The organism is Ewingella sp. AOP9-I1-14, assembly GCF_052375995.1.
Lineage (GTDB): Bacteria > Pseudomonadota > Gammaproteobacteria > Enterobacterales > Enterobacteriaceae > Ewingella > Ewingella allii.
In genome coordinates this window covers 85,835-112,347 of sequence record NZ_JBQSVA010000004.1, presented here as the reverse complement: position 1 = coordinate 112,347, position 26,513 = coordinate 85,835, and the positions used below count along the sequence as shown (strand labels likewise).

Annotated in this window: 20 protein-coding genes; 12 read left to right on the top strand and 8 right to left on the bottom strand. The window is 56.4% G+C overall.

The genetic code is table 11. From position 1 onward, the window contains the following. Positions 1–46: 46 nt before the first annotated feature. Positions 47–961, bottom strand: coding sequence for a LysR family transcriptional regulator (locus ACT3RT_RS13100; protein WP_496200284.1), 915 nt, complete (start codon positions 959–961; stop codon positions 47–49). Positions 962–1,141: 180 nt separating this feature from the next. Between ACT3RT_RS13100 and ACT3RT_RS13095 the strand changes: the two genes are divergently transcribed. Further along, positions 1,142–1,708 carry a dihydrofolate reductase family protein gene (locus tag ACT3RT_RS13095; RefSeq protein ID WP_496203096.1) on the top strand — a complete coding sequence of 189 codons (567 nt, stop codon included), beginning with the start codon at positions 1,142–1,144 and terminating at the stop codon, positions 1,706–1,708. An 82-nt stretch (positions 1,709–1,790) separates the two neighbouring features. Here ACT3RT_RS13095 and dacD read toward each other — a convergent pair whose 3' ends face one another. Continuing rightward, positions 1,791–2,960, bottom strand: coding sequence for a serine-type D-Ala-D-Ala carboxypeptidase DacD (gene dacD, locus ACT3RT_RS13090; RefSeq protein ID WP_353501991.1), 1,170 nt, complete (start codon positions 2,958–2,960; stop codon positions 1,791–1,793). 399 nt (positions 2,961–3,359) lie between these two features. On the opposite strand from dacD, the gene ACT3RT_RS13085 reads away from it, so the two are divergent. The 6 genes from ACT3RT_RS13085 (at position 3,360) to ACT3RT_RS13060 (ending at position 12,172) form a co-directional block, all read left to right on the top strand. Beyond that, positions 3,360–5,666 (top strand): FdhF/YdeP family oxidoreductase, encoded by a 2,307-nt coding sequence (locus ACT3RT_RS13085; protein ID WP_496203095.1) that lies wholly within the window; start codon positions 3,360–3,362, stop codon positions 5,664–5,666. 135 nt (positions 5,667–5,801) lie between these two features. Beyond that, positions 5,802–7,745: an exoribonuclease II gene (locus ACT3RT_RS13080; protein ID WP_353501989.1), complete on the top strand. Its 1,944-nt coding sequence runs from the start codon at positions 5,802–5,804 to the stop codon at positions 7,743–7,745. A 780-nt stretch (positions 7,746–8,525) separates the two neighbouring features. After that, positions 8,526–9,734 (top strand): FAD-dependent oxidoreductase, encoded by a 1,209-nt coding sequence (locus tag ACT3RT_RS13075; RefSeq protein ID WP_496203094.1) that lies wholly within the window; start codon positions 8,526–8,528, stop codon positions 9,732–9,734. 119 nt (positions 9,735–9,853) lie between these two features. Beyond that, complete coding sequence (gene fetA, locus ACT3RT_RS13070; RefSeq protein WP_353501986.1) at positions 9,854–10,525, top strand: iron efflux ABC transporter ATP-binding subunit FetA; 672 nt, start codon at positions 9,854–9,856, stop codon at positions 10,523–10,525. Beyond that, positions 10,512–11,279 carry an iron efflux ABC transporter permease subunit FetB gene (fetB, locus tag ACT3RT_RS13065; protein WP_496203093.1) on the top strand — a complete coding sequence of 256 codons (768 nt, stop codon included), beginning with the start codon at positions 10,512–10,514 and terminating at the stop codon, positions 11,277–11,279. The genes fetA and fetB overlap by 14 nt, the downstream gene beginning before the upstream one ends. 44 nt (positions 11,280–11,323) lie before the next feature. Continuing rightward, positions 11,324–12,172, top strand: coding sequence for a DUF817 domain-containing protein (locus ACT3RT_RS13060; RefSeq protein ID WP_496203092.1), 849 nt, complete (start codon positions 11,324–11,326; stop codon positions 12,170–12,172). A gap of 58 nt (positions 12,173–12,230) precedes the next feature. Here the strand turns inward: ACT3RT_RS13060 and hutU are convergent, their stop codons facing one another. From hutU to ACT3RT_RS13040, 4 genes are all read right to left on the bottom strand, one after another. Next, on the bottom strand, positions 12,231–13,913 hold the full coding sequence (gene hutU / locus ACT3RT_RS13055; RefSeq protein ID WP_353501983.1) for a urocanate hydratase: 1,683 nt from the start codon (positions 13,911–13,913) through the stop codon (positions 12,231–12,233). Between the two features lie 17 nt (positions 13,914–13,930). Then, positions 13,931–15,511, bottom strand: a complete 1,581-nt coding sequence (gene hutH / locus ACT3RT_RS13050) for a histidine ammonia-lyase (RefSeq protein WP_496203091.1) — start codon at positions 15,509–15,511, stop codon at positions 13,931–13,933. A gap of 82 nt (positions 15,512–15,593) precedes the next feature. Further along, the gene (locus tag ACT3RT_RS13045) at positions 15,594–16,166 is read right to left on the bottom strand and encodes a HutD/Ves family protein (protein WP_496203090.1); all 573 of its coding nucleotides are present in this window, start codon (positions 16,164–16,166) and stop codon (positions 15,594–15,596) included. Next, a complete protein-coding gene (locus tag ACT3RT_RS13040) occupies positions 16,163–17,536 on the bottom strand; it encodes a formimidoylglutamate deiminase (protein WP_353501980.1) in 1,374 nt (457 codons plus the stop codon). The genes ACT3RT_RS13045 and ACT3RT_RS13040 overlap by 4 nt, the downstream gene beginning before the upstream one ends. Before the next feature lie 251 nt (positions 17,537–17,787). Between ACT3RT_RS13040 and hutC the strand changes: the two genes are divergently transcribed. The 3 genes from hutC (at position 17,788) to hutG (ending at position 20,857) form a co-directional block, all read left to right on the top strand. Next, positions 17,788–18,573, top strand: coding sequence for a histidine utilization transcriptional repressor HutC (gene hutC / locus ACT3RT_RS13035; protein ID WP_034790273.1), 786 nt, complete (start codon positions 17,788–17,790; stop codon positions 18,571–18,573). A gap of 209 nt (positions 18,574–18,782) precedes the next feature. Then, positions 18,783–20,033, top strand: a complete 1,251-nt coding sequence (gene hutI / locus ACT3RT_RS13030) for an imidazolonepropionase (protein ID WP_496203089.1) — start codon at positions 18,783–18,785, stop codon at positions 20,031–20,033. Beyond that, positions 20,030–20,857: an N-formylglutamate deformylase gene (gene hutG, locus ACT3RT_RS13025; protein ID WP_496203088.1), complete on the top strand. Its 828-nt coding sequence runs from the start codon at positions 20,030–20,032 to the stop codon at positions 20,855–20,857. The genes hutI and hutG overlap by 4 nt, the downstream gene beginning before the upstream one ends. Positions 20,858–21,292: 435 nt before the next feature. Here hutG and ACT3RT_RS13020 read toward each other — a convergent pair whose 3' ends face one another. Then, positions 21,293–21,979, bottom strand: a complete 687-nt coding sequence (locus ACT3RT_RS13020) for a FadR/GntR family transcriptional regulator (RefSeq protein WP_353501977.1) — start codon at positions 21,977–21,979, stop codon at positions 21,293–21,295. Positions 21,980–22,257: 278 nt separating this feature from the next. Here ACT3RT_RS13020 and uxuA point away from each other — a divergent pair, with 278 nt between their 5' ends. Continuing rightward, positions 22,258–23,442, top strand: coding sequence for a mannonate dehydratase (gene uxuA, locus ACT3RT_RS13015; protein WP_496203087.1), 1,185 nt, complete (start codon positions 22,258–22,260; stop codon positions 23,440–23,442). A 64-nt stretch (positions 23,443–23,506) separates the two neighbouring features. Here the strand turns inward: uxuA and ACT3RT_RS13010 are convergent, their stop codons facing one another. Then, entirely contained in the window at positions 23,507–24,619 is a 1,113-nt protein-coding gene (locus ACT3RT_RS13010; RefSeq protein WP_496203086.1) for a dipeptidase, read from the bottom strand. A 308-nt stretch (positions 24,620–24,927) separates the two neighbouring features. On the opposite strand from ACT3RT_RS13010, the gene ACT3RT_RS13005 reads away from it, so the two are divergent. Next, positions 24,928–26,496 (top strand): serine hydrolase domain-containing protein, encoded by a 1,569-nt coding sequence (locus ACT3RT_RS13005; protein ID WP_496203085.1) that lies wholly within the window; start codon positions 24,928–24,930, stop codon positions 26,494–26,496. The last annotated feature ends 17 nt before the right edge of the window (positions 26,497–26,513 follow it).

Sequence of the window (26,513 nt, the reverse complement as noted above, 5' to 3'; positions counted from 1 at the left end):
TTTCATCAATAGGAAAACGTCTCGTAATGTTACAGAACGAAAAGCTTCAGGGTTGAAGGTTAGGCTGTTGTGCTATCCATAGCGCGGCGGCGTTGAAAAAGTGCTGGGCCAGCGGCGTGGCGCGCCCTGCTTCAGCTACCACCAGCGCGGCGTGGCGACTCATTGGCGCAATATCCAACGGGCAGCGTTTCAGCGCCGGATGCATCTCATCAATCAAATGACCACGGGGAACCAGCGCGCAGCCCAGCCCGACAAAAACGCCCTGCATCAGTTGGAAAATCGAGGTGCTTTCAAGGGTCGGGTGCAGCACTAAACCGGCCTGACGGAAGTGATTATCCAGATATCGGCGGAAATAGCGGCTCGGCTCAGACAGGCACAGAGGCAACTCCACGGCCTGCTCGGCGGTAAGCAGTGTGGCGTTTTGCAACTGCGGGAAGTGGTCGGGGTGATACACCACGTCAACGCCGCCATCGTCAATCGGCGCAACTTGGAAACGCAGCTCATTGAGGGTGGAAAACTCAAAGAAGCCGATACCGACGTCCACCGCGTGACTACTCAGGGCTTCGATCAGCTGATCGGCGCTGACTTCCGCCACGCGATAATCCAGCCCCGGATGGGTATCATTCACCGCCTTTATCAATCGCGCTAGAGAGATGCTGCACTGCGGCATCACGCCAATGCGCAAGGTACCGCTCAGCCCCTGCTTTAGCGACTCCACTTCCAGCTTGAGCCCTTCATAGACCGCAACAATCTCACGCGCCCAGCTCAGTACCCGCAGGCCTTCCGCCGTAAAACCTTCGAAATTATTACCGCGATTGATCAAGTTGAGATCTAGCTCTTTCTCAAGATTTTTCAATCGCATAGAAAGCGTCGGCTGGCTGACAAAACTGGCCTCTGCCGCACGGCCAAAGTGCCGCTCGCGTTCAAGATTGCAGAGGTAAATGAGTTGCTTGATGTCCATAGGGTCGTAAAGAAGCCGCGTGATAGATAGGAGTAATGGTAGAGAGTATAACGGCGCGGCGGATGAAAGTCGTGAAGGGACCATTGTTATAGATAACGGTGGTGAATAGTGGCTGCACAAAAAAGTGTGACATTTTGTAAAACCGGATTATTCTTAGCCGCAACATTTAAGGAGGAAAATATGGCTAATCAGAGGCATACCAAAGTAAGAGTGTATATGGCCAGCTCGCTGGACGGCTATATCGCAGGGCCAAACCACGACTTAGCGTGGTTGAACAAAGATCACTCCCGCGCGGGGGATTTAGCGGACGACGCCAACTTCCTGCAATTTGATCCATTTATGGAACAAGTGGGATGCATGCTGATGGGCCGCAACACTTATGATGTTCTGGAGGCTATGGGCCAGTGGGTTTACGGCGATGTCCCGGTACTGGTCGCCACCTCGCGGGCTATTACCCGCCCTGCTTCTCCGACCATCAAGGCGGTGTCTGGTGATATCCATGCGTTGATTGGTCAAGCTAAAACTCTGGCGAATGGCAAAGACGTTTATATTGATGGCGGGAATATGATTCAGCAGGCTTTAACGGCGTCATTGGTGGATGAAATGACCCTGACCTACATCCCGGTTCTGCTCGCAGAGGGTGTCAGACTTTTCGATAATCTTGCCGGGCACTCTGCGTTGCAATTCACCGGCAGTGCCAGCCACGGCGGCATGTTACAAGTCTCAAGTCGTTTGGTTAAAGAGTAGATATCCCAGCTACCCTCTGAACTTAAACAAAAAGGGAGGCGTTTTCGCGCCTCCCCCACGTCATTCAGCCCCAAGCGCTGAACTAGATCTTTAACTTCACATAATCCACTAAACGGCTAAACATCCCGCCTTTAGCGACATCTTCCAGTGCCACCAGCGGAATGGTTTTAATGGTTTTGCCGTTATCAACAATGTTGATGCTGCCCAGCTCTTGGCCTTTCTTCAGCGGCGCGTCGATCTGCGGATTGGTCAGCACGTATTGGGCTTTCAGCTTGTCGGCGTCGGACTGCGGCACGCTGATGAACACGTCATCCAGCGAGCCGACCTTGACGTCCTGATGGTCGCCGAACCAAACTTTCTCTGTCGAAACGGTTTGTCCCGCTTTGAAAATCTGCTTGCTGGTGTATTCGCGGAAGCCCCAGGTCAGCAGCTTGCGCGCCTGCTCTTCGCGCCCTTTTGAGCTTTTACCGCCCATCACCACGGCGATCAGGCGGCGGTTGCCCTCGGTCGCAGAAGCAATAATGTTGAAGCCAGCGCTTTCGGTGTGGCCGGTTTTCAGGCCATCAACTTGCAGGTTTTTGTCCCACAGTAGGCCGTTACGGTTCTGCTGAGTGATGTTGTCATAGGTCAGCGATTTTTCGCTATACATATGATATTCCTCAGGTTCGCCGCCAATAATGGCGCGAGAAAGCTTGGCTAAGTCATAAGAGGTGGTGTACTGGCCCGGCGCGTCAAGGCCGTGAACGGTTTCAAAGTGGCTGTTGGTCAGCCCCATAGAGGTGACGTACTGGTTCATCATGCCTACGAACGCGTCCTGGCTGCCGGCCACGTAGTCGGCCATTGCCACACAGGCGTCGTTACCGGAGGTCACGATAATGCCGCGGATCAGGTCGCGCACTGTGACGCGGTCGCCCGGCTTGAGGAACATCAGGGAAGAACCGGCCAGACTTTTGTTACCTGCCACCCAGGCTTCTTGCGGCACGGTGACCACGTCATCCATGGTGATTTTGTGTTTATCCAGCGCGCGGTCGATAACATAACCGGTCATCAGTTTGGTCAGGCTGGCCGGGTTACGGCGCTCGTCCGGGTTGCCCGCCGCCAGCACATCACCACTGCCGTAATCCATCAATACAAAGGATTCTGCGTCAATACTTGGCGGAGCCACTGGGAAATCTAATGGCGCAACGGCTTTCGCCGCGCCTGCTGATAACATTAATACGCCAGTTAATACACTCAATACGCTACGTTTCACGGCTTGTTCCTTTATAACGCCAAACGCCACAGGCCGCATTTAGCTCGGCATGTGGCTAAAATAGATTCAATACTCCCCAAACCTTGTTCCATGAAGGCTAAAACAGCGAAATTTGCAGGAGAAAACGGATTGGCGCATAGGGTGCACTATAAAGACGCACGACTAAACCCTGTTTATTTTTCTAAGCGTTTCATAATGAAACGGCTTAGTTACAATTTGTTGATATTTCCCGCGATAAACGCGCTCTATCTCACGATTGCGCCATTCGATTAGACGAAATCCCCTCTTCAGTCCTAAACTTGTGACATAAAATTAACAATCGGTTTAACAATTCAGCGCCGCCGATTGCATGTCACTTATCACATTCGGCTTTTCGAATGACACCTGCGAAGCGAAAATATGAAATTCAAAACTGAGATCAAACCTTATACCGGTGCTGCCGGTGGTTGGGGATCATTAGAAGCCACCACCCGTTACGTCTTCGACAGCAAAAAAGTCCTTTCTAACCTGCGCAACCTGATGCGCGTGAACAAGGGTCGCGGCTTCGACTGCCCGGGGTGTGCCTGGGGCGACGACAACCACAGCACCTTCAGCTTCTGTGAAAACGGCGCCAAAGCCGTCAGCTGGGAAGCCACACGTAAAGCCTTGGAGCCTGAGTTCTTTGCTCAGCACAGCGTGAGCAAACTGCGCGAACAGAGCGACTATTTCCTTGAGTACCAGGGCCGTTTGACTCAGCCGCTGCGCTACAACCGCACCACTGACCACTATGAGCCTATTAGCTGGGACGACGCCTTCTCGCTGATCGCCAGCCATTTAAAAGGTCTGGAAAGCCCGGATCAGGCTGATTTCTACACCTCCGGCCGCGCCAGCAACGAAGCTTCTTATCTGTATCAAGTGTTTGGCCGCATGTTCGGCACCAACAACTTCCCTGACTGCTCCAATATGTGCCACGAAGCCAGCGGCGTCGGCCTGAAGCAGAGTATCGGGGTGGGTAAAGGCACCATTCGTCTCGACGACTTCGAAAAGGCCGATGCCATTTTCGTCTTCGGTCAGAACCCCGGCACTAACCACCCGCGCATGCTGCACAGCCTGCGCCACGCCGCCGATCGCGGCGCGAAAGTAGTCAGTTTCAACACCCTGCGCGAGCGCGGTCTTGAGCGTTTTGCTGACCCGCAAAAACCGCTGGAAGTGGTGACCACCAAGTCTGGACGCATCAGCTCCGCCTACTATCAGCCAAACCTTGGCGGCGACATGGCGGCGGTTCGCGGCATTGTTAAAGCCCTCTTGGAAGCCGATCGCGACCGCGTGTCCAACGGCCTGAGCACCATTTTCGACGCAGACTTTATCGCCCAGAACACCGCGGGCGTGGATGAGTATCTGGCGGTGGTGGATGCTACCTCTTGGGAGAAAATCGTCGAGCAGTCTGGCCTTTCCGAAGAAGAAATTCGCGAAGCGGCGTCTATCTACGTGCAGGCCGAGCGCGTGATTTGTACCTGGGCGATGGGTATCACTCAGCACAAACACTCCGTGGCTACCGTGCGTGAAATCACCAACCTGCAACTGCTGTTTGGCCAACTCGGCAAGCCGGGCGCGGGCCTGTGTCCGGTGCGCGGTCACAGTAACGTGCAGGGCAACCGCACCATGGGCATCGACGAAAAAGCGCCAAAAGCCCTGCTCGACGCCATGGAAGCCCACTTCAAATTCACCCCACCGCGCAACCCGGGCCACAACACGGTTGAAGCGCTGGAAGCCATGTTGAAGGGTGACGCCAAAGTGCTTATCTGCCTCGGCGGTAACTTAGCGGCGGCGGCACCGGACACCCTGCGTACCGAGAAGGCGCTGAGCAATCTCGACCTGTCAGTGCAAATCAGCACCAAGCTGAACCGCAGCCACTTAACGCCGGGCCGCGAAGCCTTGATCCTGCCTACCCTTGGCCGTACCGAGCTGGATATGCAGGCCACGGGTTCGCAGTTTATTACCGTTGAAGACTCCTTCAGCATGGTTCACGCCTCCGAAGGTGTCGGTATCCCGTTATCTCCAGAGCAGCGTTCCGAGACGGCGATTGTCTGCGGCATTGCTAACGCCGTGCTGGGCGACAAATACCTCGACTGGATGGCGTTGGCGGACGATTACAACCTGATCCGCGACCACATCGAAGCTACCATCCCAAGCTTCACCGATTTCAACGCCCGTTGCGACATCAAAGGCGGTTTCTATTTGGGTAACGCCGCGGCCGAGCTGAAATTCAACACGCCAACCGGTAAAGCCAACTTCAGCGCGGTAAGCCTACCTGAACAGCTGATCCCGCAGGGCAATCAGGATGCGCCGTTTACGCTGCAAACCCTGCGCTCCCACGACCAGTACAACACCACCATTTACGGGCTTGATGACCGTTACCGCGGCGTTTACGGCCAGCGCGAAGTGCTGTTCATCCACCCTGACGACTTAGCGGCATTAGGTATGAAGGATGGCGAACTGGTGGAAATCGAAACCCTGTGGACCGACGGCGTCGAGCGCAAAGTGACCGGCTTCAAACTGGTGAGCTACGACATCCCGCGCGGCAATCTGGCGGCCTACTACCCGGAAACCAACCCGCTAGTGCCAATGTCCAGCTTCGGTGACCAAACTCACACCCCTACCTCTAAAGCGATCCCGGTGGCTATCCGCCGCTACGAGCAGAAAGTCGATCTGCAACGCATCGCCTAATCTTCAAGTCTGCATTCCCTCTTTCGCGACAAGGTTATGTCGTGAAAGAGGGGGTTATTGCTTGCCGCACGCGGCCATTTCGCGTAAAACTGTCTGCCGCTAATCGAGCCACTTTAACCCCACTCTCTGGACGATATGTTTCAAGATAACCCGCTGCTCGCGCAGCTAAAACAGCAACTTCACTCTCAGACTCCCCGCCTTGAAGGCATCGTTAAAGGAACTGAGAAAGGCTTTGGCTTTCTTGAAGTAGACGGTCAAAAAAGTTACTTCATTCCGCCTCCGTACATGAAAAAAGTCATGCACGGCGACCGCGTGATTGCCTCTTTACAGACCGAGAAGGACCGCGAAGTGGTTCAGCCTGAGACGCTGGTTGAACCTTTCCTCACGCGCTTTGTTGGCCGCGTAACCAAGAAAGATGACCGTCTGTCTATCGTGCCGGACCATCCTTTGCTGCGTGACGCCATCCAGTGCCGCACCGCGCGCAACATCAATCACGAAGTCAATGACGGCGACTGGTGTGTAGCAGAAATGCGTCGCCACCCGCTGAAAGAAGGCGATCGTGGTTTTCAGGCCGAATTAACCGAGTGGATCACCACCGGTGATGACGATCTGGCCCCTTGGTGGGTCACGCTAGCGCGCCATAATCTGGAACGCGAAGCCCCTAAATCTGAAATTGCAGAAATCCTCGATCAAGGTCTGACTCGCGAAGACCTGACCGCCCTGCCGTTTGTCACTATCGACAGTAGCAGCACGCAGGACATGGATGACGCGCTTTATGTTAAAGACAACGGCGACGGCACCCTGCAACTGAATATCGCGATTGCCGATCCCACGGCTTATGTGGCCGAAGGCACCGAGCTGGACAATATCGCCAAAAAACGCGCATTCACCAACTACCTGCCGGGCTTCAACATCCCGATGCTGCCGCGCGAACTGTCTGACGACCTGTGCTCGCTGTGGCCGGACGTTCAGCGCCCGGTGCTGGCATGTAGCGTCACCCTCGCCGCCGATGGCGCGCTGGGTAGCGACATTCGCTTCTTCGCGGCAACCATCGAGTCAAAAGCAAAACTGGCCTATGACGATGTCTCCGACTGGATTGAGCAGGAAGAGAAAAGCGCATGGCAGCCACAGAGCGACGTGATTGCTGACCAAATTCGCCTGCTGAAACGCGTCTGTGACGTGCGCAGCGCATGGCGTACCGCGAATGCGCTGGTGTTCAAAGACCGCCCTGACTTCCGCTTCATTCTGGGCGAGAAAGGCAACGTGCTGGAAATCGTCGCCGAGCATCGCCGCATTGCGAACCGCATCGTAGAAGAATCGATGATCGCGGCGAACGTTTGTGCCGCCATCGCCCTGCGCGACACCCTTGGTTTCGGCGTTTATAACGTGCACACCGGCTTTGACCCGCTGCTGGTTGAGAACGCCATCACCGTGTTGCAAGCCAATGATGTTGAAGCTAATGCTGAAGAACTGCTGACCTTGCCGGGTTTCTGCGCGCTGCGTCGTAAACTTGACGCGATGCCAACGCAGTTCCTCGACAGCCGCATTCGTCGTTTCCAGACTTTCGCCGAAATCAGCACCGTTCCTGGCCCGCACTTTGGTCTGGGTCTCGAAGCCTACGCCACTTGGACTTCGCCAATCCGTAAATACGGCGATATGGTCAACCACCGCCTGTTGAAGGCGATGATCACCAAGCAGGCCGCTGAGAAGCCACAAGACGAGATGACCGTGCAACTGGCAGAGCGCCGCCGCGCCAACCGCATGGCCGAGCGTGATGTGGGTGACTGGCTGTACGCACGTTACTTAGAAGATAAAGTCGGCACTGACACCAAGTTTAGCGCCGAAATCATCGATGTAACCCGCGGTGGCCTGCGCGTTCGCCTGCAAGACATCGGCGCCGTCGCCTTCATCCCTGCTCCGTTCCTGCACAGCGTGCGCGACGAGTTGGTATGCAGCGCCGACACCGGCACCGTACTGATCAAGGGCGAAGTCGCCTACCGTCAGAGCGATATCATCGACGTGCAAATCGCCGAAGTCCGCATGGAAAACCGCAACGTGATCGCCAAACCAGCAGTTTAGGGTTTCGCTGGCGCGACGTTACAAGGGCTGGTCAGGGAAAGCTGACCGGCCTTTTTTTATTTCAAATGTAAGGTCAAGGTCGTGGGCGTCGGCCCACACCGACCAGGGGGCGGCATATCGCCACCGCCCCCTGGACCCCCAGGCTCTTTCACTGCGCGCTCCGCTAGTTGGATGGACGTGTTTCAGTCACTTCCGTTCACACCGCGAAATGCCGCCGCTTAGGCGGTTCCCTCAGTTCGGGCTTCGAGCCTTGGGTCTCGAACCACTCCCTCGGCGTCATTTCTGACTGCGGTTTTGAGGCATTTCAACCGTGCCGTTTCAGTAGTTTCAGGATTGTTTTTTGAATTGGAATGAAACGGTTCGGTGTAGATGCCCATAGGCCGCGTTCAGAAGTGACGCCGAGCAAGAGGTGGAAAACCGCGTGTCTTTTTACGCGGGTTGTAATCCCGCAGCGAGGGAACCGCCTAAGCGGCGGCACTTCGCGACGAACACTGCGGCCGCTGAAACATGTCTATTCCAACCCTGCGAAGCCTCGATCTACCAGCAGCAAAAAACGCAGGATTCCAAAGGGTTTCGTTTAAAACCCTTTGGGCCCGTGTGGGCGGCGAGCCCACGGTTTTGACCTTGGGGCCGGTGTGGAGGCGGCGCCCCCTTGCCGGTGTGGGCCGGTGCCCACGATTTCAACCTTGAAGTTGAATTTAAAAGCGGTCAAAAGATTGACCGCCACCCCTTCAAATGATAATTATTATCATGTAAATCATTTTCTGCCGGACAGGTTCCATGAGCTTTAATTCTGAACACTCTTCCGCTTCATGTTGCATCGTTGGCGGCGGCCCTGCGGGTTTGATGCTGGGTTATCTGCTTGCCCGCCAAGGTATTACCGTTACCGTATTGGAGAAACATGCCGATTTCCTGCGGGATTTCCGTGGTGACACTATTCACCCCTCAACGCTGGAAATTATCTGGCGACTAGGCTTTCTCGACGAATTCTTGCAATTGCCTCATCAACGCGCTGAGAAGCTGTATGGCGAAATCGACGGCAAGGAGACCACGCTGGCGGACTTCAGCCACTTGCCGACCCAGTGCAAATTCATCGCCTTTATGCCGCAGTGGGATTTCCTTAACTTCATCAGCAGCAAGGCCGCAATGCTGCCTAACTTCACTCTGCTGCATAACGCCGAGGTGAAAGGTCTGATTGAAGAGAATGGCGTGGTGAAAGGCGTGAACGCAGTGGTTAACGGCGAGTCGCGACGGATTGACTCTACGCTGGTGATTGGCTGTGACGGGCGTAACTCTATTGTGCGCGAGCAGGCCGGGATGGAAATCCGCCGTTTCGGCGCGCCTCGTGATGTGTTGTGGCTGAAAATCCACAAACTGGCGGATGACCCGCAGTGGTCGATGGGCCATCGCGGGCCGAAAAAGAATTTCATCATGATTGACCGTGGCGACTACTGGCAATGCGGCTACTCCATCGCCAAAGACAGCCTCGACGCGCTGCGCGAGAAGGGTTTACAGCCCTTTGTCGAGCTTATCGCCGAGGTGTCGCCTTTCGAGCTGAGCCGCCTGCAACACGACATCACAGACTGGGATCAGGTCAAGCTACTGAAAATCCGCATCGACCGCCTGAAAGAGTGGGCCAAGCCGGGCATCTTGTGCATTGGCGACGCCGCCCACGCCATGTCGCCGATTGGCGGCGTCGGGGTGAATTTGGCGATTCAGGACGCCGTGGCTACCGCCAATATCATCAGCGCCCCGCTGCTCAAAGGCAGGCTGGAGTTGAAGCACTTACAGCGCGTCCAGCGCCGTCGCGCCTTTCCTACTTGGGCAACCCAGTCTTTGCAAATCATGATCAGCAAAGCGGGCCAGAAGAAACGCAGCAAACCACCGGGCCGTATGGAGCTTTGGTTACGCAGCCGTAAGTTTGTGCCCTTCCTGTTTGGCAGGCTGATTGGTATAGGTTTCTATCGGGAAATCCCCAAAGGGCTGTGATGCAGCCCGTCCATCGACTGCCAAGGCTTTTGTAAACGATTTGAAGCAACTCAGTTTGTTACCTGACACAAACTGAGTGGTATTATGCGCGCATTCAATGGACCACCAAGGAAGACGCCATGCCGCAGTCTGCGCCCCTTTTAGACCTTCAGGAAGTCAGCTTTACCCTCAATCAACGCCCCCTGCTGGAACCCGTTTCATTTACCCTCAATCCGGGTGAATTCACGCTGCTGACCGGGCCTTCGGGCAGTGGCAAAAGCACGCTGCTGAAGATCATTGCTGCGCTGCAAACCCAGACCGGCGGTACCATCAAGTTCAAAGGCGACGATATTACCGGCTTAAAAACGGAAAAATATCGCCAGCAGGTCTCCTATTGCTTCCAGACCCCTTCGCTGTTTGGCGATACCGTGCGCGACAATCTGGCGCTGCCTTATCAAATTCGCGGCCAGAAGATGGATGAAGCCAAAGTGAAACAGTGGCTAGAGCGCGTCAATTTGCCGACGGATATGCTTGATAAGAAAGCCCAAGAGCTGTCTGGCGGCGAGAAGCAGCGCGTGTCGTTGCTGCGCAATCTACAATTTATGCCCGATATCCTGCTGCTGGATGAAATTACCAGCGCCCTCGACGAAGAGAATAAGCACAACGTCAATCAGATCATCGCCGATTTGGTCGAGCAGGAGAACCTCGCCGTACTCTGGGTCAGCCACGACAGCAATGAGATCCGCCACGCCAAAAACGTCATTACCCTAAGCCACCGCGCCGCCGAGAGCATCGACCATGAGCCAGCATAACATCACTAACGAATCACTGGCGCTGGCCCTCATTCTGGTCATCGTCGCCCTGCTGGTCAGTAAACGCGAGAAGCTCGGGCTAGAAAAGGACATCATCTGGAGCGTCGCGCGGGCTATCGTGCAACTGGTGGTGGTCGGCTATGTGCTCAAGTACATTTTCGACCTCAATGACGGCTGGCTCACCCTGCTGATGGTGCTGTTTATCTGCTTCAACGCCGCCTTTAACGCCAAAAAGCGCAGCCGCAATATTGATAATGGCTTCGCGATTTCGTTTATCGCGATAACCGCCAGCACCGCGCTGACGCTGGTGATCCTGATCCTCAGCCGCTCGATTGAGTTCTTGCCGATGCAGGTGATCCCCGTCTCCGGCATGATTGCGGGCAACGCCATGGTGGCGGTCGGCCTGTGCTACAGCAACCTCAACCAGCGCTTTATGGATAACCAGCAAAAAATCCTCGAGATGCTCAGCCTCGGCGCTTCCACCAAGCTGGCGTCCGGTTCAATCATCCGCGACAGCATTCGCGCCGCGATGATCCCCACCGTCGATGCCGCCAAAACCGTCGGCATCGTCAGCCTGCCGGGCATGATGTCGGGGATGATTTTCGCCGGAATCGACCCAGTAAAAGCCATTAAGTACCAGATAATGGTCACCTTTATGCTGCTCGGCACCGCCAGCGTCTCCACCATCATCGCGGGTTACCTCGCCTACCGCCGTTTCTATAATGAGCGTGCGCAACTGCGCGTGATGAAGTAAATTTAGCGGCTTTCCTGCAATGGGGATTTTATTCAAGGACGACCATGGGCCCTTTACAACGACTGGATTTATTTCTGACTCAACCCCGCGAAAAACAGCCAATCCGCGGAGTTCGCCGCTTTTTAACCGAATTTCTTTTCTTCGGGGTGAAAGAGGCGCGCGCCTGTATCTTCGTCGGACTGTTCTTTTTGGCGGTCTTTTTGGTGCCGCGCGGCGGCATATTCCATGTCCCGCGCTATGACGTTTTGCTGCTGGTCGCGCTGTTTATTCAGGTGTGGATGCTGACCAGCAAGCTTGAAACGTTGGATGAGTTTAAAGCCATCATGCTGTTCCACGTGGTCGGTTTTGCGCTGGAAGTTTTTAAAACCTCGTCGGGCATTCGCTCGTGGAGCTACCCAGATTTCGCCTACACCAAGCTGTTCGGCGTGCCGCTGTTTTCCGGCTTCATGTACGCGGCGGTGGGCAGCTATATGATTCAGTGCTGGCGGCTACTGGACGTTAAAGTGCGCAACTACCCGCCCTATACGCTGGCCGCCATCTGCTCGCTGCTGATTTACGTGAACTTCTTCACCCATCACTACATTGGCGATTTCCGCTGGTACATCACCGCGCTGGTACTGGGGCTTTACGCCCGCAGCTATGTGGTGTTCACTCCCTACGATACCCCACGCCGCATGCCGCTGATTCTGGCATTTATTCTGATTGGCTTCTTCATCTGGCTGGCGGAGAACATCAGCACCTTCTTTACTATCTGGCGCTACCCTAATCAGCTCAGCAGCTGGTCCGGCGTGCATCTGGGTAAATGGAGCTCCTGGGCGCTGCTGGTTATCATGACTTTCACCATGATCACCTGGCTGAAAAACATCAAAAAGCATGTTCACGTGCCGGTTTAATCCTCGCCATAAAAAAGGGCAAGCTCGCGCCTGCCCTTGTCTTTTTAACTTAGCTTACTCACACCATTGGCAGGTTTAGGTCATTGCGTTTGGCGCAGTCGATAGCTTGCTGATAGCCCGCGTCGGCGTGGCGCATAACGCCGGTGGCCGGGTCATTCCACAGTACGCGTGACAGGCGGGCGTCGGCTTCTTTGGTGCCGTCGCAGACAATTACCATCCCCGCGTGTTGTGAGAAGCCCATGCCGACGCCGCCGCCGTGGTGCAGGCTGACCCACGTCGCGCCACCCGCCGTGTTAAGCAGTGCGTTGAGCAGCGGCCAGTCGGAAACGGCGTCGGAACCATCTTTCATCGCTTCGGTTTCACGGTTTGGCGAGGCCACCGAGCCGGTATCCAGATGGTCACGGCCAATCACCACCGGCGCTTTTAACTCACCGTTGCGCACCATTTCGTTAAACGCTAGCCCGGCGATATGGCGCTCGCCCAGGCCCAGCCAGCAGATACGCGCCGGCAGCCCCTGAAACGCGATGCGCTCGCGAGCCATATCTAACCAGTTGATCAGATTGGCATTGTCCGGGAACAGCTCTTTCAGTTTGGCGTCAGTTTTATAAATATCTTCTGGGTCGCCGGAGAGCGCCACCCAGCGGAATGGGCCTTTGCCTTCGCAGAACAGCGGGCGGATATAAGCTGGAACAAACCCTGGGAAATCAAAAGCATTCAGCACGCCTTCCTCTTTCGCCACCTGACGAATATTGTTGCCGTAATCCACGGTTGGAATGCCCATCGCGTGGAAATCCAGCATCGCCTGCACGTGCTTAGCCATCGAGGCGCGAGAGGCTTTGACCACCGCCTGCGGGTCAGAGACGCGTTTGTCCTGCCACTGCTCCAGCGTCCAGCCTTCCGGCAGGTAGCCATTGAGCGGGTCATGGGCCGAAGTCTGGTCAGTGACGATATCCGGGCGCAGGCCGCCCTGCTTGGCGCGCGCCACCAGCTGCGGCATCAGCTCCGCCGCGTTACCCAACAGGCCAACGGAAATCGCCTGTTTTTCCGCGCAGGCTTTCTCAATCATCACCAAGGCTTCTTCGATGCTGTACGCTTTGTAATCCAAGTAACGGGTGCGAATGCGGAAATCGATGCGCGACTCCTGACACTCAATCGCCAGCACGCAGGCTCCTGCCAGTACGCCAGCCAGAGGCTGTGCACCGCCCATGCCGCCAAGACCGGCAGTCAGGATCCACTTACCGCGCAGATTGCTGTTGTAGTGCTGGCGGCCCGCCTCGGCGAAGGTTTCATAGGTTCCCTGCACGATGCCCTGCGCGCCGATGTAGATCCACGAACCGGCGGTCATCTGGCCGTACATCATCAACCCGGCTTTATCCAACTCGTGGAAATGGTCCCAGTTCGCCCAGTGCGGCACCAAGTTAGAGTTGGCAATCAGCACGCGCGGCGCGTCAGCGTGGGTGCGGAAAATCCCCACTGGCTTGCCGGATTGCACCAGCAGCGTTTCATCAGCGTGCAGCTTGCGCAGGCTGTCTAAAATCGCTTCGAAGGCCGGCCAGTTGCGCGCCGCTTTGCCGATACCGCCATAAACCACCAGATCTTCCGGGCGCTCGGCCACGTCAGGATCGAGGTTGTTCTGGATCATCCGGTAGGCCGCTTCAATCAGCCAGTTTTCACAGCTCAATTCCGTGCCGTGAGGGGCGCGAACCGCGCGAGCAACCGCCGTTTTCTGAGGTGCATTCATGTTGAATTCCTTATTAATCAGTTAAAACTCGGTAACAAAGCTTCAATGACCGATGGCCACTGCCCGCGACTGGCCCACAGGCGCATGGCTTCTACGTCAGGTGCCATCAGGCGATCTTTTTCCAAATAGGCCACGTCTTGGCGAATGGCCTGTAACTCTTTCTCTAGCAGCGGAGAGCTTTTCAGCGGGCGAATGAAGTCGATGCCCTGCGCGGCAGCCATCGCCTCAATGCCCACCACCACGGAAGTGTTGAAACACATGTCGCCAAGGCGACGGGCGGCGTAGGTCGCCATAGAGACGTGGTCTTCCTGATTGGCGGAAGTTGGCAGGCTGTCCACGCTGCCCGGATGCGCCAGCGATTTGTTCTCAGAGGCCAATGCGGCGGCGGTGACCTGCGCAATCATAAAGCCGGAGTTCACCCCGCCGTCATTAACCAAGAACGGCGGCAGGCCGGACAGTCCGGTGTCGAGCAGCAATGCTAGACGGCGCTCGGAAATCGCACCAATTTCTGCCACCGCCAGCGCAATAATGTCGGCGGCGAAGGCCACCGGCTCGGCGTGGAAGTTACCGCCAGAGATAACATCACCATTCTCGGCAAACACCAGCGGGTTATCCGAAGCGGCGTTAGCTTCGATTTGCAAAACGCGGGCGGCGTGTTGCAGGTTATCAAGGCATGCGCCCATAACCTGAGGCACGCAGCGGATGGAATAAGGGTCTTGCACTCGGCCACAGTCGGCGTGAGAGGTGACAACGTCACTCCCTTCGAGTAATGCGGTTACCGCCGCGGCGACGGAGATTTGCCCCAGTTGGCCACGCGCTTGGTGAATGCGCGCATCATAAGGTTTCACCGAGCCTTTGATGGCTTCCAGCGACAGTGCTCCGGCCACCAAGCCTGCGGAGAAGACTCGTTCAGCTTCAAACAGCCCGGCCAGCGCCAGAGAGGTCGATACCTGCGTGCCGTTTAGCAGCGCCAGCCCCTCTTTTGGCCCCAACTCAATAGGTTTCAAACCGACGGTTGCCAGCCCTTCTACCGCCGACATGCGAACGCCCTGCGCGGTGACTTCCCCTTCGCCGATCAGCATCAGCGACAGGTGGGCCAGCGGAGCCAAATCTCCCGACGCGCCCACCGAGCCTTTCTCTGGAATACACGGCAGCACGCCCGCATTGAGCAAGCTTATCAGTGCATCAATCACTTCCATGCGAATACCAGAATGGCCGCGCGACAGGCTGAGGATCTTAGTGGTCATCACGAGACGCACCACGTTATCGGCCAGCTCTTTGCCAATCCCGACGCTGTGCGACAGCACCAGATTGCGCTGCAGCTCGGCCAGACGCTCTGCCGGAATGCGAGTTTGCGCCAGCTTGCCAAACCCGGTGTTGATGCCATAAACCACCTTGCCGGACTCGACGATGCGGTTCACCGTTTCCTGTGACGCCAGCACGCCCGCGCGCGCTTCCTCGGCCAGTTCAACGCGAACGCTCCAATGTTGCTGCGAGTTTTCTCGTTTTTCGGCGGAGTAAATGGCGCGCAGCGTGGCAAGGTCAACCTGACCGGGATGCAGATGGCAGACGCGAATGTCGTGAGTTGCAGATGACATAATCTAATCCTGTATAGACAAGTTAGGGGCAAACAATGCCCGACACAATGAAATGGCCGGGCCCTTTATTGAAATCGCTAAATCAGCGGGTGATTTCTACCCAAAGCAGTTGCGCATCTGGCTGCAAAGCCCGGACTGGCTGGCGTTTTTCTTGGTTCGGCTCAAAAGCCCAGTACAAGCCATCTTCCGCGGCCAGTTTGATGGAGGGCGTCACCTGCCACTCTCCGCGCAGAACGTACAGCAGCCCGGCGGTTTGCCAGTTGACCTCAAAGTCATGGCTTTGCGCCCTGACCAGCGCCGCGCAGCTGCCGCGACGGGTCATAATGTTGAAATCCGTGGTCACGCCGCCCAATAGCGTGGCGGCGATCGGCACTTCTCCAGCGAAAGAGTAAGGCGCGCCAATCTGAGTTAAGGGGTGGTCGACACCCTGCTCACCGTGCAGATGCACGCCCTCGCCACTTAATAAGGTGATCGAGCGGTCAATACCGGCAAAGAGAGAAAAAGGCCCATCAGCCGCAATGGTGGCGATGCTGGCCCGCCACTCAAAATTGCGTTGACCCGCAGGCCAGCTGATAATTTCACGGGTTTCTCCCCCGCCGTTGCGCCAAGGGCTGACAGGCAGACTGGCGTAGGAGAATCGGGTTAATGCGCTCATGCCGCGTCCCTTGCCAGTTGCTGGAGCAATGCAAGGAAGTCCGCGCTGGCCTGAGACTGTTGAGGATGGCGGCCATTGACCACTTTGGCTTTGCCCGCCACAAAAACGTCACGAATTTGCGCGGCGCTACCGGCAAAAATCCACCGATTGAGCAGTTCGCTGTCTGCCGCCGCCGCGAGGTACGGGTCTTCACCGTCTAGTACCAGCCAGTCGGCGCGATAACCCACGGCAAGCTGACCGATAGCCGCGCCGCAGGCTTGAGCACCGCCCCGTAGCGCCTGGGTGTAGAGCAAATCCCCTACTGAAGTATGCTCAGCGCTAGTCAGGCGATTGCGGCGCAGGTCGCGCAGACGCTGGCCGTACTCCAGCCAGCGCAGCTCTTCCACCAGGTTGAGAGACACATGGCTATCAGAGCCAATGCCCCAGCGCCCTTTTTGCGCCAGATAATCCACGCCGGGGAAAATGCCGTCGCCGAGATTCGCCTCGGTGGTTGGGCACAGGCCGATCACCGCGCCGCTGGCCGCAATGCTCGCCAGCTCGAAACGGTCGGGATGGGTAGCGTGGATCAGGCACCAGCGCGGGTCCACGTCGATGTTGTCGAACAGCCACGCAATAGGCCGTTGCCCGCTCCAGGCCAGACAGTCATTCACCTCTTTCTGCTGCTCGGCAATGTGGATATGCACCGGCAGATCCTCTGGACTAGCAGCCAGCACCTGCTGCATTTGTTCACGAGATACCGCGCGCAGCGAATGGAAGCACAGCCCCTGATTTTGCAGTGGTTTGTCTTGCAGCTGCGAAGCAATCACTTGCTGTTGATTGAGGTAACTCTCTGCATCTTGAATAAAGCGTCTTTGGCCAGTCTGAGCAGGCTGCGCGCCAAACCCCGAGTAGCTGTAGAGCACCGGCAGCAGCGTCATACCAATGCCCGCCTGCTCGGCGGCATCGCTAAGCTGGGCAGTCATTTCACCCATGTCGCTATAAGGCTGGCCGTTGATATCATTGTGTAAATAGTGGAATTCGGCGACTTGGGTATAACCGCCTTTGAGCATTTCGATATACAGCTGGCGGGCAATCACGCCCACCTGCTCAGGCGTCAAACGGCCAACCAGCCGATACATCAGATCTCGCCAGGTCCAGAAACTGTCCTGCGGGTTGCCCGCCACTTCAGCCAGACCGGCCATGACCCGTTGAAAAGCGTGGGAGTGCAGGTTTGGCATCCCCGGCACAATCGGCCCGTTGAGCCGATAAGCTCCTTCCGGCTGGGCATTGGCCTCTACCGAGGTCAGCACGCCCAGTTCATCAACGGTAAGTCGCACGTGACTCGCCCAACCCTGTGGCAACAGTGCGCGTGTGGCGAAATAAGCAGGCATAGAGACAGTCCTAAATCTTGAGATTGAAGGTCTACAAATGCAATTTATAAGAAACAATTGCGAAACGTTCCGGCTACTTGTCTATACATATACATATGCCCGATTGCGCTGTAAACTTCGTCGAACGTTTTTTTTAATATTTTCGTTTTTCATCACGCATTGATGACGCGCATTTGGCGTTCGTTTACTCTGTCGGCGTGGGTGAGCGGCTCTGCCCGTACCCGGCTGATTTTTCTTAATGAGGTAGTGATATGTCCGAATCCACACCGTTGTCCCAACAGGGTGTTTCACAGCAACGATTATCCGAGCTGGCCGCCGCCATTAGCGACACCCCAGCGCCGATTTATCAACGCGTGAAACAGGCCATCGTCGGGCAAATTCGCGACGGCGTGTGGAAGCCCCATCAGCGCGTTCCCTCAGAAAGCGAGCTGGTAAACGAGCTTGGCGTCAGCCGTATGACCATTAACCGCGCCTTACGGGAACTCACCAACGAAGGATTTTTGATGCGCATGCAGGGCGTCGGCACCTTCGTGGCCGAAGCCAAGGCCTACACGCCGATGCTGGAAGTGCATAATATTGCTGATGAAATCGCCCAGCGCGGCCACCGCCACAGCAGCGTGGTGATGGCCTGTGAAACCCGTCAAGCCGATGCCGAACAAGCGCTGCAGCTGGAGATTAAACCCGGCGAGTCGCTGTTTTATTCGCAAATCGTCCATTTTGAAAACGACGTGCCGGTACAGATTGAAGACCGTTATGTGAACCCTCAGGCCGCGCCGGATTACCTGCAAAACGTGATGAACAACGCCACGCCTTACACCTATTTGATGCGAATCGCTCCGCTGACCGCAGGCGAGCACCGCGTCGAAGCTATTAGCGCCAGTGACACCCAGCGCCAGCTGCTGCAACTGAAAGAGCATGAGCCTTGCTTGCTGATCCACCGCCGTACCTGGAGCGGAAATCGCGTCGTTACCTCGGCCCGTCTGGTTTATCCCGGCTCTCGCTACCAACTGTTTGGTCGTTTTACCAGCCACGGCTAATCTCCCTGTTGCCATTCCCCTCTCCATAAAATGCCCTTTTCGCGGGACACTGTATAAATAAACAGGCACCTCGTCTAATGTCAGTGTCTGTTTCTGGAATACACCTCGAAAAAAATTAAAAACCTCCGGCGATGGCTTGCCGCTTTTCGATGAATACGTTAGGTTGACTAGAGTTGTCTATACAAGATAAACGCTGTCAGGAGCCTTACATGCCATCATCGATTTCTCCTTTGAACACTGCTTCAGACAGGCTGATTTGCGACAGTCTATGGACCGGCGCGACGCTAGTTACCATGCGAGATGGAAGCTATAACCTGATTGAAAACGGGGTGTTAGCTGTCAAAGATGGAAAAATAGTCTGGATCGGCACTGAGGAAAGTAGCCCGAAATTTGTCGCCACTTCCCGCCACCACTTCGAGGGCGGCATCGTCACCCCCGGCCTGGTGGACTGCCACACACATCTGGTTTTTGGCGGCGATCGCAGCGCCGAGTTTGAGCAGCGTTTGAACGGCGTGAGCTATGCCGAGATAGCGGCTCAGGGCGGCGGGATTTTATCGACGGTGAATGCCACCCGCACCGCCAGCCAGAAAACCCTGTTTGAACAGGCGCGTTTTCGCCTCGCCCCGCTGTTAGCCGAAGGGGTGACCTGCATCGAAATCAAATCCGGCTATGGGCTGAGTGATGAGAGCGAGCTGAAAATGCTGCGGGTGATCCGCGAGCTGGCCGAAACCCAGCCCGTGAAGGTTAAAGCCACCTGCCTTGCCGCCCACGCTTTGCCGCCTGAGTATCAGGGTCGCGCCGACGAGTATATCGACCACATTTGCCAGAACTTACTGCCTCAGGTGGCAGCTGAGCGTTTGGCGGACGCCGTAGACGGTTTTTGCGAGCACTTAGCCTTCTCCCCCGAGCAGATTGAGCGCGTTTTCAAGGCGGCGCAAAAGCTTGGCCTGCCAGTTAAGCTGCACGCCGAGCAGCTCTCCTCCCTGCACGGCAGCCAGTTGGCAGCACAATACGACGCACTCTCTGCCGACCATCTGGAATACGCCACCGAGCAGGATGTCAAAGCCATGGCCGAGTCCGGCACGGTCGCCGTGCTGCTGCCCGGGGCTTATTACATGCTGCGCGAAACCCAAGCTCCGCCGGTGGCGCTGTTCCGCCAATACGGCGTGCCGATGGCGATTGCCAGCGACGCCAACCCCGGCACCTCTCCCGCGCTTTCCCTGCGTTTAATGCTCAATATGGCCTGTACTTTGTTCCGCACGACGCCTGAAGAAGCTTTGGCCGGCGTCACCTGCCACGGCGCGCGGGCGCTGGGTTTGCAGCAGACTCACGGCTCGCTTGAAGTGGGAAAAGTGGCTGATTTTGTGCACTGGCCGGTCGAGCGTCCGGCAGAGTTAGTTTATTGGCTGGGTGGTCAACTGCCCTGTACCGTGGTTTATCGAGGAGATGTTCGTTCATGAGTCTGAATAGCGCGCCAACCATTGCCGATCCTTACCACTTCAGCGCGGGTCGCAGCCCTTTGCTGATCAGCATTCCCCACGCCGGAACCCGGCTCACGCCTGAAGTCGCCAGCGGCTTGAGCGACGACGCGCTGCCCCTGTCAGACACCGACTGGCATATTCCACAGCTCTACGCCTTCGCCCAATCTCTCGGCGCCAATATTTTGGTCGGGCAGTATTCGCGTTTCGTGATTGACCTTAATCGCCCCGCAGACGATCAGCCGCTGTACACCACCGCCACCACCGGCCTGTTCCCCGATACGCTGTTCGACGGTCGCCCAACCTTTAAAGCTGACGGCCAGCCCGACGCTGCAACCCGTCAGCGCTATCTGGATGAGATCTGGCAGCCTTATCATCAGAAGATTGAGTCCGAGCTTGCCCGCATGAAGCAGGAGTTCGGCTACGCGTTGCTGTTTGATGCCCACTCCATCGCCTCGGTGATCCCACGCCTGTTCGAAGGCCAGCTGCCCGATTTGAACATCGGCACCAACAGCGGCGCGAGCTGTGCCCCAGAGTTGAGCGACATGCTCGACGCCCTGTGCAAGCAGCAATCCACCTTCAGCCACGTGTTAAATGGTCGCTTTAAAGGCGGCTACATCACCCGCGCCTACGGCCAACCGCAGGCCAACCAGCACGCGGTGCAGCTCGAACTGGCGCAGTGCAATTACATGGATGAGTTTGAGCCCTATCCGTACCTCGAGGATAAAGCGGTTGTTTTGCAGGGGGTGCTGAAGCCAATGTTGGAGGGGATGATTTCGTGGGGATCGAAGGTATATGGGCGATGATTACACCAGATCACAGCCTAATCTAACTCACTGAGTTTGCTGCAATACCCCCTCCCAGCCTCCCCTTTTCAGGGGGAGGAGCAAAACCCACTGAAACGGCACGGTGTAAATGCCAGTAGGTCGCGTTCAGGAGTGACGCCGAGCAAGAGGTGGAAAACCGCGAGTCTTTATTCGCGGGTTGGAATCCCGCCGCGAGGGAACCGCCTAAGCGGCGGCACTTCGCGACGAACACTGTGGCCGCTGAAACACGTCCATCCCAACCCTGCGCAGCCTCGATCTCACCACAGAAAAACGCGGGATTGCACAAGGGGGCGCGTTTACGCCCCCTTTGCCCGGTGTGGGCCGGCGCCCACGACCTTGAATTTGAAGTTGAAGTTGAATTTGAATTTGAAATTAAATCCAAAACCCTTTTTGCCAGCTTTTTCCCAAAAAGCGTCACCCCTCCAATAATTGATCATACACATGCTGAAGGTGCGCCTGCATCGCCGCCCTCGCCTTAATTGCGTCCCCCGCCAGAATGGCGTCAGTGATCCCCTGATGGTCGGTGTTCATCTCGCGGGCGAAATCACTCTCGCTGTAGTGGCGCTCAAGACGCACGAAACGTCGCGAACTACGCTTATCCCACAGGTATTCCATCATATCGCGCAGCACTTCGTTGCCCGTCATCTCACTAATCATCAGATGAAAACGGCGGTCCTCCTCAAGAAAACTGTCGTTATTAATGTTCAACTGCACCAGCGACTGATTAATCTCGGCGAGTTTCCGACGCTGCTCGTCAGTGCCATTAAGGGCGGCAAGCTCTGCGGTGGTGCATTCGAAAATCTGCCGCGCCTTGAGTAGTGACTCGAGGCTGAATCCCTCTTCGCTCGGCGTCGCAGGCTGCTCGGGTAAGGGGTTGTTGACGTAGACGCCGTTGCCGGTGCGAATTTCAATCCAGCCGGTGATTTCCAAGGCGATTAACGCCTCGCGAATCGACGAGCGGCTCACGCCAAACTGCTTCGACAGATCGCGCTCGGACGGGATCATCTCACCCGGCGCAAACTGGCCATTTTTGATGCAGCCAATCAGCACGTTTGAAATCTGACGGTACAGCCTTTCTACTTTTAGCGTAGGTAATTCCATGGTTCTCTCCGGCTGGTGCGGCGAAGTCTGGCTTGCCTGAGACAAAAATCACTGGCGTTAGCAAAACTGTCGACCGGATCACATTAATGATCCTGAGCATCCTGAATGATATATCGGTCAGGTGGCCTGACCACCCTACCACCTGACCTGTAATGTTAATAGAGTGAACTGGCACGCTGCCTGACGTCAAGAAAACTAAAACAGCCCGCGTCACAGATTGTCCATTTTCACGCTTCCTCGCACATAAGCTGACTTAGGTCGCAAACAAGGAATTTCACATGGAACAAACATGGCGCTGGTACGGCCCGAAAGATCCCGTGTCGCTGGACGATGTCAGACAGGCTGGGGCAACCGGGGTGGTTACTGCCCTGCATCACATCCCTAATGGCGAAGTGTGGACCGTCGAAGAGATTAAGAAGCGTCAGGCAGAGCTGGCAGAGAAAAACTTGACGTGGTCGGTGGTGGAAAGTATCCCGGTTCACGAAGAGATCAAAACGCGCAGCGGAGACGTTGAAAAGTATATTGCCAACTATCAGCAGTCGCTGCGCAATCTGGCGGCCTGCGGCATCGACACCGTCTGCTACAACTTCATGCCGATCCTCGACTGGACCCGTACCGACCTCGGCTATTTGCTGCCGGACGGCTCGCGCGCGCTGCGTTTCGACCATATCGCCTTTGCTGCCTTCGAGCTGCATATCCTGCAACGCGCCGGGGCCAAGCAGGACTACTCTGCTGAAGAGCAACAGCAGGCCAGCGACTATTTTGCCGCCATGAGCGAAGACGAAATCGCCACCCTCACCGCCAATATTATCGCCGGTTTGCCGGGTGCCGAAGAGGGTTACACGCTGGACCAGTTCCGCGCGCGGCTGGCCACCTATGACGGTATTGATAAGGGAAAATTGCGTGAAAACATGGCGCACTTCCTGCGCAGCATCGTGCCGGTGGCCGAGCAGCATGGCCTGAAATTGGCGGTACATCCTGATGATCCGCCGCGGCCAATCCTCGGCCTGCCGCGCATTATTTCTACTATTGAAGATATGCAGTGGCTGAAAGAGACTGTGGATAGCCTGCACAACGGTTTCTGCTTCTGTACCGGCTCTTACGGGGTGCGCGAAGACAATGATTTAGTGAAGATGATGACCACTTACGCCGACCGCGTGAACTTCGTGCATCTGCGCGCCACGCGGCGCGAAGCCACGCCGGGCAGCTTCCACGAGGCGGATCATCTGGACGGTGATGTCGATATGGTCGCCATTATTAAAGCGATTTTGACTGAGGAACAGGCTCGCCGCCGCGCCGGAGATCTGCGCCCTATTCCGATGCGCCCGGACCACGGCCACCAGATGCTCGACGACCTGCACAAAAAGACCAATCCGGGTTATTCATCCATTGGCCGTTTGCGCGGTTTAGCCGAGTTGCGCGGCGTGGAGCGCGCGCTGAAACAGACGCTGTTCGCAGATTAATCATAAAAAATGGCTCCCGAGGCGAACTGCCCAAGGAGCCATTCCTTCCAACCTGTTTAGAGCATCACTCGCCCCAGGTTCTTTCCAGCACGTTAATCCAGTTCTGATGCGCAATTTTGGCAATCAGCTGCTCGCCGTATCCCGCTTTACGCATCGCCTCAATTAACACCGGCAGCCCGCTGACGTCGCGCATGAAAGGTGCCATCGGCGCGCCGTCGAAGTCTGAACCAAAGCCCACGTGATCCTCACCCAGCGTTTCCACCAGATAATCCAGATGGCGCAGATAGTCCTCGGTTCCCGTGTCGGGGCTGTTTTTGCCGTCTTCGCGCAGGAACGGCGTGGCGAAGTTCACGCCGACAAAGCCTTGTGTTTCTTTAATGGCGGCGAGCTGTTTGTCCATCAGGTTGCGCGACTGGGCGCACAGGGCAAAGGCGTTAGAGTGGCTGGCCACCAGCGGCGCGTCGGACAGTTTCGCCACATCCCAGAAGCCCTGCTCATTAAGGTGCGACAGATCGATCAAAATACGTTTGCGGTTACAGGCTTGCACCAGTTTCACGCCTAAGTCAGTCAGGCCGGGGCCGGTATCTGGGGAAGTATTGAATTTAAACGGCACGCCGTGGCCGAAGATATTCGGACGGCTCCACACCGGGCCGAGCGTGCGCAGGCCCATTTCGTAGAGGACGTCGAGGGTGTAGAGATCAGGATCGATGCCCTCTGCGCCTTCTATATGCATCACCACCGCCAGCGCCTTGCTGCACAGTGCGCCGCGAATATCGGCGGCGCTGCGGCAAATTTTCACCGCGCCCTGCGACTGCTGCTCTATGCGCAGCAGGAAAGCCATCATGGCGATGGTGGTGTCGCGGGCCGATTCAAACGATGGCGTTGGGGAAAAATCAGGATGTTTTTGAGTCCCTTCCAGCAAAAAACGCGCGTCAATTTGCGGATCCGGCACGCTACTTGCTGAATCAAAACGGGGGGATGGCACCCACGCGGCGAACAGACCACCTGCAAAACCGGCCTGCTGACAGCGAGGTAAATCCATCTGGCCGCTGGCCGGGCCTTGGAGGAAAGCCTGCTCGGGGTTTTGACGATGCTGCTCCCACAATTGCAGTAAAACGTCATTGTGGCCGTCAAAAATGGGGATAAGCGTTTCCGTTCCGCGTTCGGTGTTATTCATAAAAGGGTCTACTCTGGTTAATTATGAAAAAAGCATAACGGTATTTATCGGCGCTAAAAACGACCGGCTAAGCACATTTTCATCTTAGGATTTCAATGAGATGCATAAAGATGGCGACTAAAGCCCATCTCTCATTAAAACCATCGGCTCGCTCACAAGTCAAGGTCAGCTTTACGCACCTTTGAGCCAGAATTGTGGCGCAAAATGGTGTTGAAATGGGCTGGCTTCTGGGAGAAGTGAGTAACAAGGACGGAGTGGCCATGCCGCTCTCTCTATCACACATGACTATTAGATAAAGGGGAACAGCAATGACATTCACCCTACGCGAACCACCGACGCCTTTGCAGTGGGACGCGGCGCTGGCAACGGCGAAAAGAATCACCGGACAGTGGAACACCCCGGGCCAACCCGGCGGCGCGATCAGCCTGTTTACGCGTGATGAAATCAAAGGCAGTGCCACGGGCGGACTGGCGAACCTCGGCAGCGGCGAGCCTTTCACCCTCGACAACGTGGTGCGCTATGCCTCAATAACCAAGCATATTTTTGCTACTCTGGCCCTGTTTCGTAGCCATGCTGGGTTATCACTGCAAGACCGTTTAGGGCAGCATCTGCCCGCATTAAAAACCCCGATGGCTGACGTCACTATTGGACAGGCGCTGGATATGACCGGCGGTTTGCCCGACGTGCGCGAAACCCTCTCGCTGCTGGGCATTTCTGTTTATAGTGCCACTGAACCTCAATCCATTTTGGATTTCCTTGCCCAAGACGGCGCGCTGAATTTCCCCGCAGGTTCTGAGATTTCCTACTCCAATACCGGCTATCGCCTGGTGGAAGCCATTCTCAACGCCAAAGGCATTCAATTTAATGACCTGCTGCGCGAGCACGTCGCCGCGCCGCTGGATATCGCCCTGCACGCTCCGGAAACCTGGTTTGACGTGGTTGCCGATTTAGCGCCCGGCTATTGGCGCGACGGCGACAGCTGGAAAACCGCCAGCGCGGGCCTGCATCTTTCGGCCTCCGGCAGCATCACCGGCAGCCTGCGATCCCTGACCACTTGGCTGCAAAGCCTGCTGGCGAATCAGGGACCGGGCGAGCAAGTGCTGGAGAAGCTGACCCAGCCGCGCTATTTGCAAGACGGCACGCCAAGCGCCTATGGTTTGGGCATCTCCTCAACGCAGGTCGGCGTGCATAAAGTCTATGGTCACGGTGGCTCGCACGCCGGATACAAAACTTACTTTTTACTCCATCCGCAGCTGGATGTCGGCGTGGCGATGGTGTCGAACCGCGAAGACACACCGGCCTTCGATACCGCCTTTGAGGTGATGTCTGCCCTGCTCGGCGCGCCTCTTCCGCCGCGCAGTCAGGCCATTCCCGACGGTGTTTATGCCAGCATCGCCGAGCCTTATTGGCTTGAGGTTAAGCAAGGAGTAGCGAATTATCTCGGCGCGAGCGAAAAGCTCTATCAGGGCGCGGATGAAAACGAAGCGATTTCGCTTTCCGCCCATATGCCCATGCGCCTGCGCTGGGACGGCAAAACGCTGCAAGGCGAGATGGGTCACGCGACGCGCTACTTTGTGCCCGCGACGCCAACCCAGTGCTTATCACTGGTTCAGGGGCGCTGGTTCCATCCGCAATCTCAGGCGGCCTTTGATATAGAAGAGGATTATCTGCTGATGGGCATCGGCCCACTTCGCGCCAAAGGCAAGCTAAAGGCGATTGGTCTGGGTCGGTTATTAGTCGAAATGCCTGACGGCCCGTGGCAGAAAACCTTCTGCCTCTATTTCCAAGGCTACAATGTGCAGCTGATTGCCAATCGCAGCCGGGTGCTGAATTTCCGCCGCGATGAGTGTCGGGCGCGCTGGCAGCCGGCAGAGTAATTTGGCCTGAGCCACAA

Excerpts from the sequence above, each read along its gene's own strand:
- hutH (WP_496203091.1), bottom strand. The coding sequence starts at position 15,511 with ATGTCATCTGCAACTCACGACATTCGCGTCTGCCATCTGCATCCCGGT.
- ACT3RT_RS13100 (WP_496200284.1), bottom strand. The coding sequence starts at position 961 with ATGGACATCAAGCAACTCATTTACCTCTGCAATCTTGAACGCGAGCGG.
- ACT3RT_RS13075 (WP_496203094.1), top strand. The coding sequence starts at position 8,526 with ATGAGCTTTAATTCTGAACACTCTTCCGCTTCATGTTGCATCGTTGGC.
- ACT3RT_RS13020 (WP_353501977.1), bottom strand. The coding sequence starts at position 21,979 with ATGGAATTACCTACGCTAAAAGTAGAAAGGCTGTACCGTCAGATTTCA.
- ACT3RT_RS13060 (WP_496203092.1), top strand. The coding sequence starts at position 11,324 with ATGGGCCCTTTACAACGACTGGATTTATTTCTGACTCAACCCCGCGAA.
- fetB (WP_496203093.1), top strand. The coding sequence starts at position 10,512 with ATGAGCCAGCATAACATCACTAACGAATCACTGGCGCTGGCCCTCATT.
- ACT3RT_RS13095 (WP_496203096.1), top strand. The coding sequence starts at position 1,142 with ATGGCTAATCAGAGGCATACCAAAGTAAGAGTGTATATGGCCAGCTCG.
- fetA (WP_353501986.1), top strand. The coding sequence starts at position 9,854 with ATGCCGCAGTCTGCGCCCCTTTTAGACCTTCAGGAAGTCAGCTTTACC.
- ACT3RT_RS13085 (WP_496203095.1), top strand. The coding sequence starts at position 3,360 with ATGAAATTCAAAACTGAGATCAAACCTTATACCGGTGCTGCCGGTGGT.
- ACT3RT_RS13010 (WP_496203086.1), bottom strand. The coding sequence starts at position 24,619 with ATGAATAACACCGAACGCGGAACGGAAACGCTTATCCCCATTTTTGAC.
- uxuA (WP_496203087.1), top strand. The coding sequence starts at position 22,258 with ATGGAACAAACATGGCGCTGGTACGGCCCGAAAGATCCCGTGTCGCTG.
- hutI (WP_496203089.1), top strand. The coding sequence starts at position 18,783 with ATGCCATCATCGATTTCTCCTTTGAACACTGCTTCAGACAGGCTGATT.
- ACT3RT_RS13045 (WP_496203090.1), bottom strand. The coding sequence starts at position 16,166 with ATGAGCGCATTAACCCGATTCTCCTACGCCAGTCTGCCTGTCAGCCCT.
- ACT3RT_RS13080 (WP_353501989.1), top strand. The coding sequence starts at position 5,802 with ATGTTTCAAGATAACCCGCTGCTCGCGCAGCTAAAACAGCAACTTCAC.
- hutU (WP_353501983.1), bottom strand. The coding sequence starts at position 13,913 with ATGAATGCACCTCAGAAAACGGCGGTTGCTCGCGCGGTTCGCGCCCCT.
- ACT3RT_RS13040 (WP_353501980.1), bottom strand. The coding sequence starts at position 17,536 with ATGCCTGCTTATTTCGCCACACGCGCACTGTTGCCACAGGGTTGGGCG.
- hutC (WP_034790273.1), top strand. The coding sequence starts at position 17,788 with ATGTCCGAATCCACACCGTTGTCCCAACAGGGTGTTTCACAGCAACGA.
- ACT3RT_RS13005 (WP_496203085.1), top strand. The coding sequence starts at position 24,928 with ATGACATTCACCCTACGCGAACCACCGACGCCTTTGCAGTGGGACGCG.
- hutG (WP_496203088.1), top strand. The coding sequence starts at position 20,030 with ATGAGTCTGAATAGCGCGCCAACCATTGCCGATCCTTACCACTTCAGC.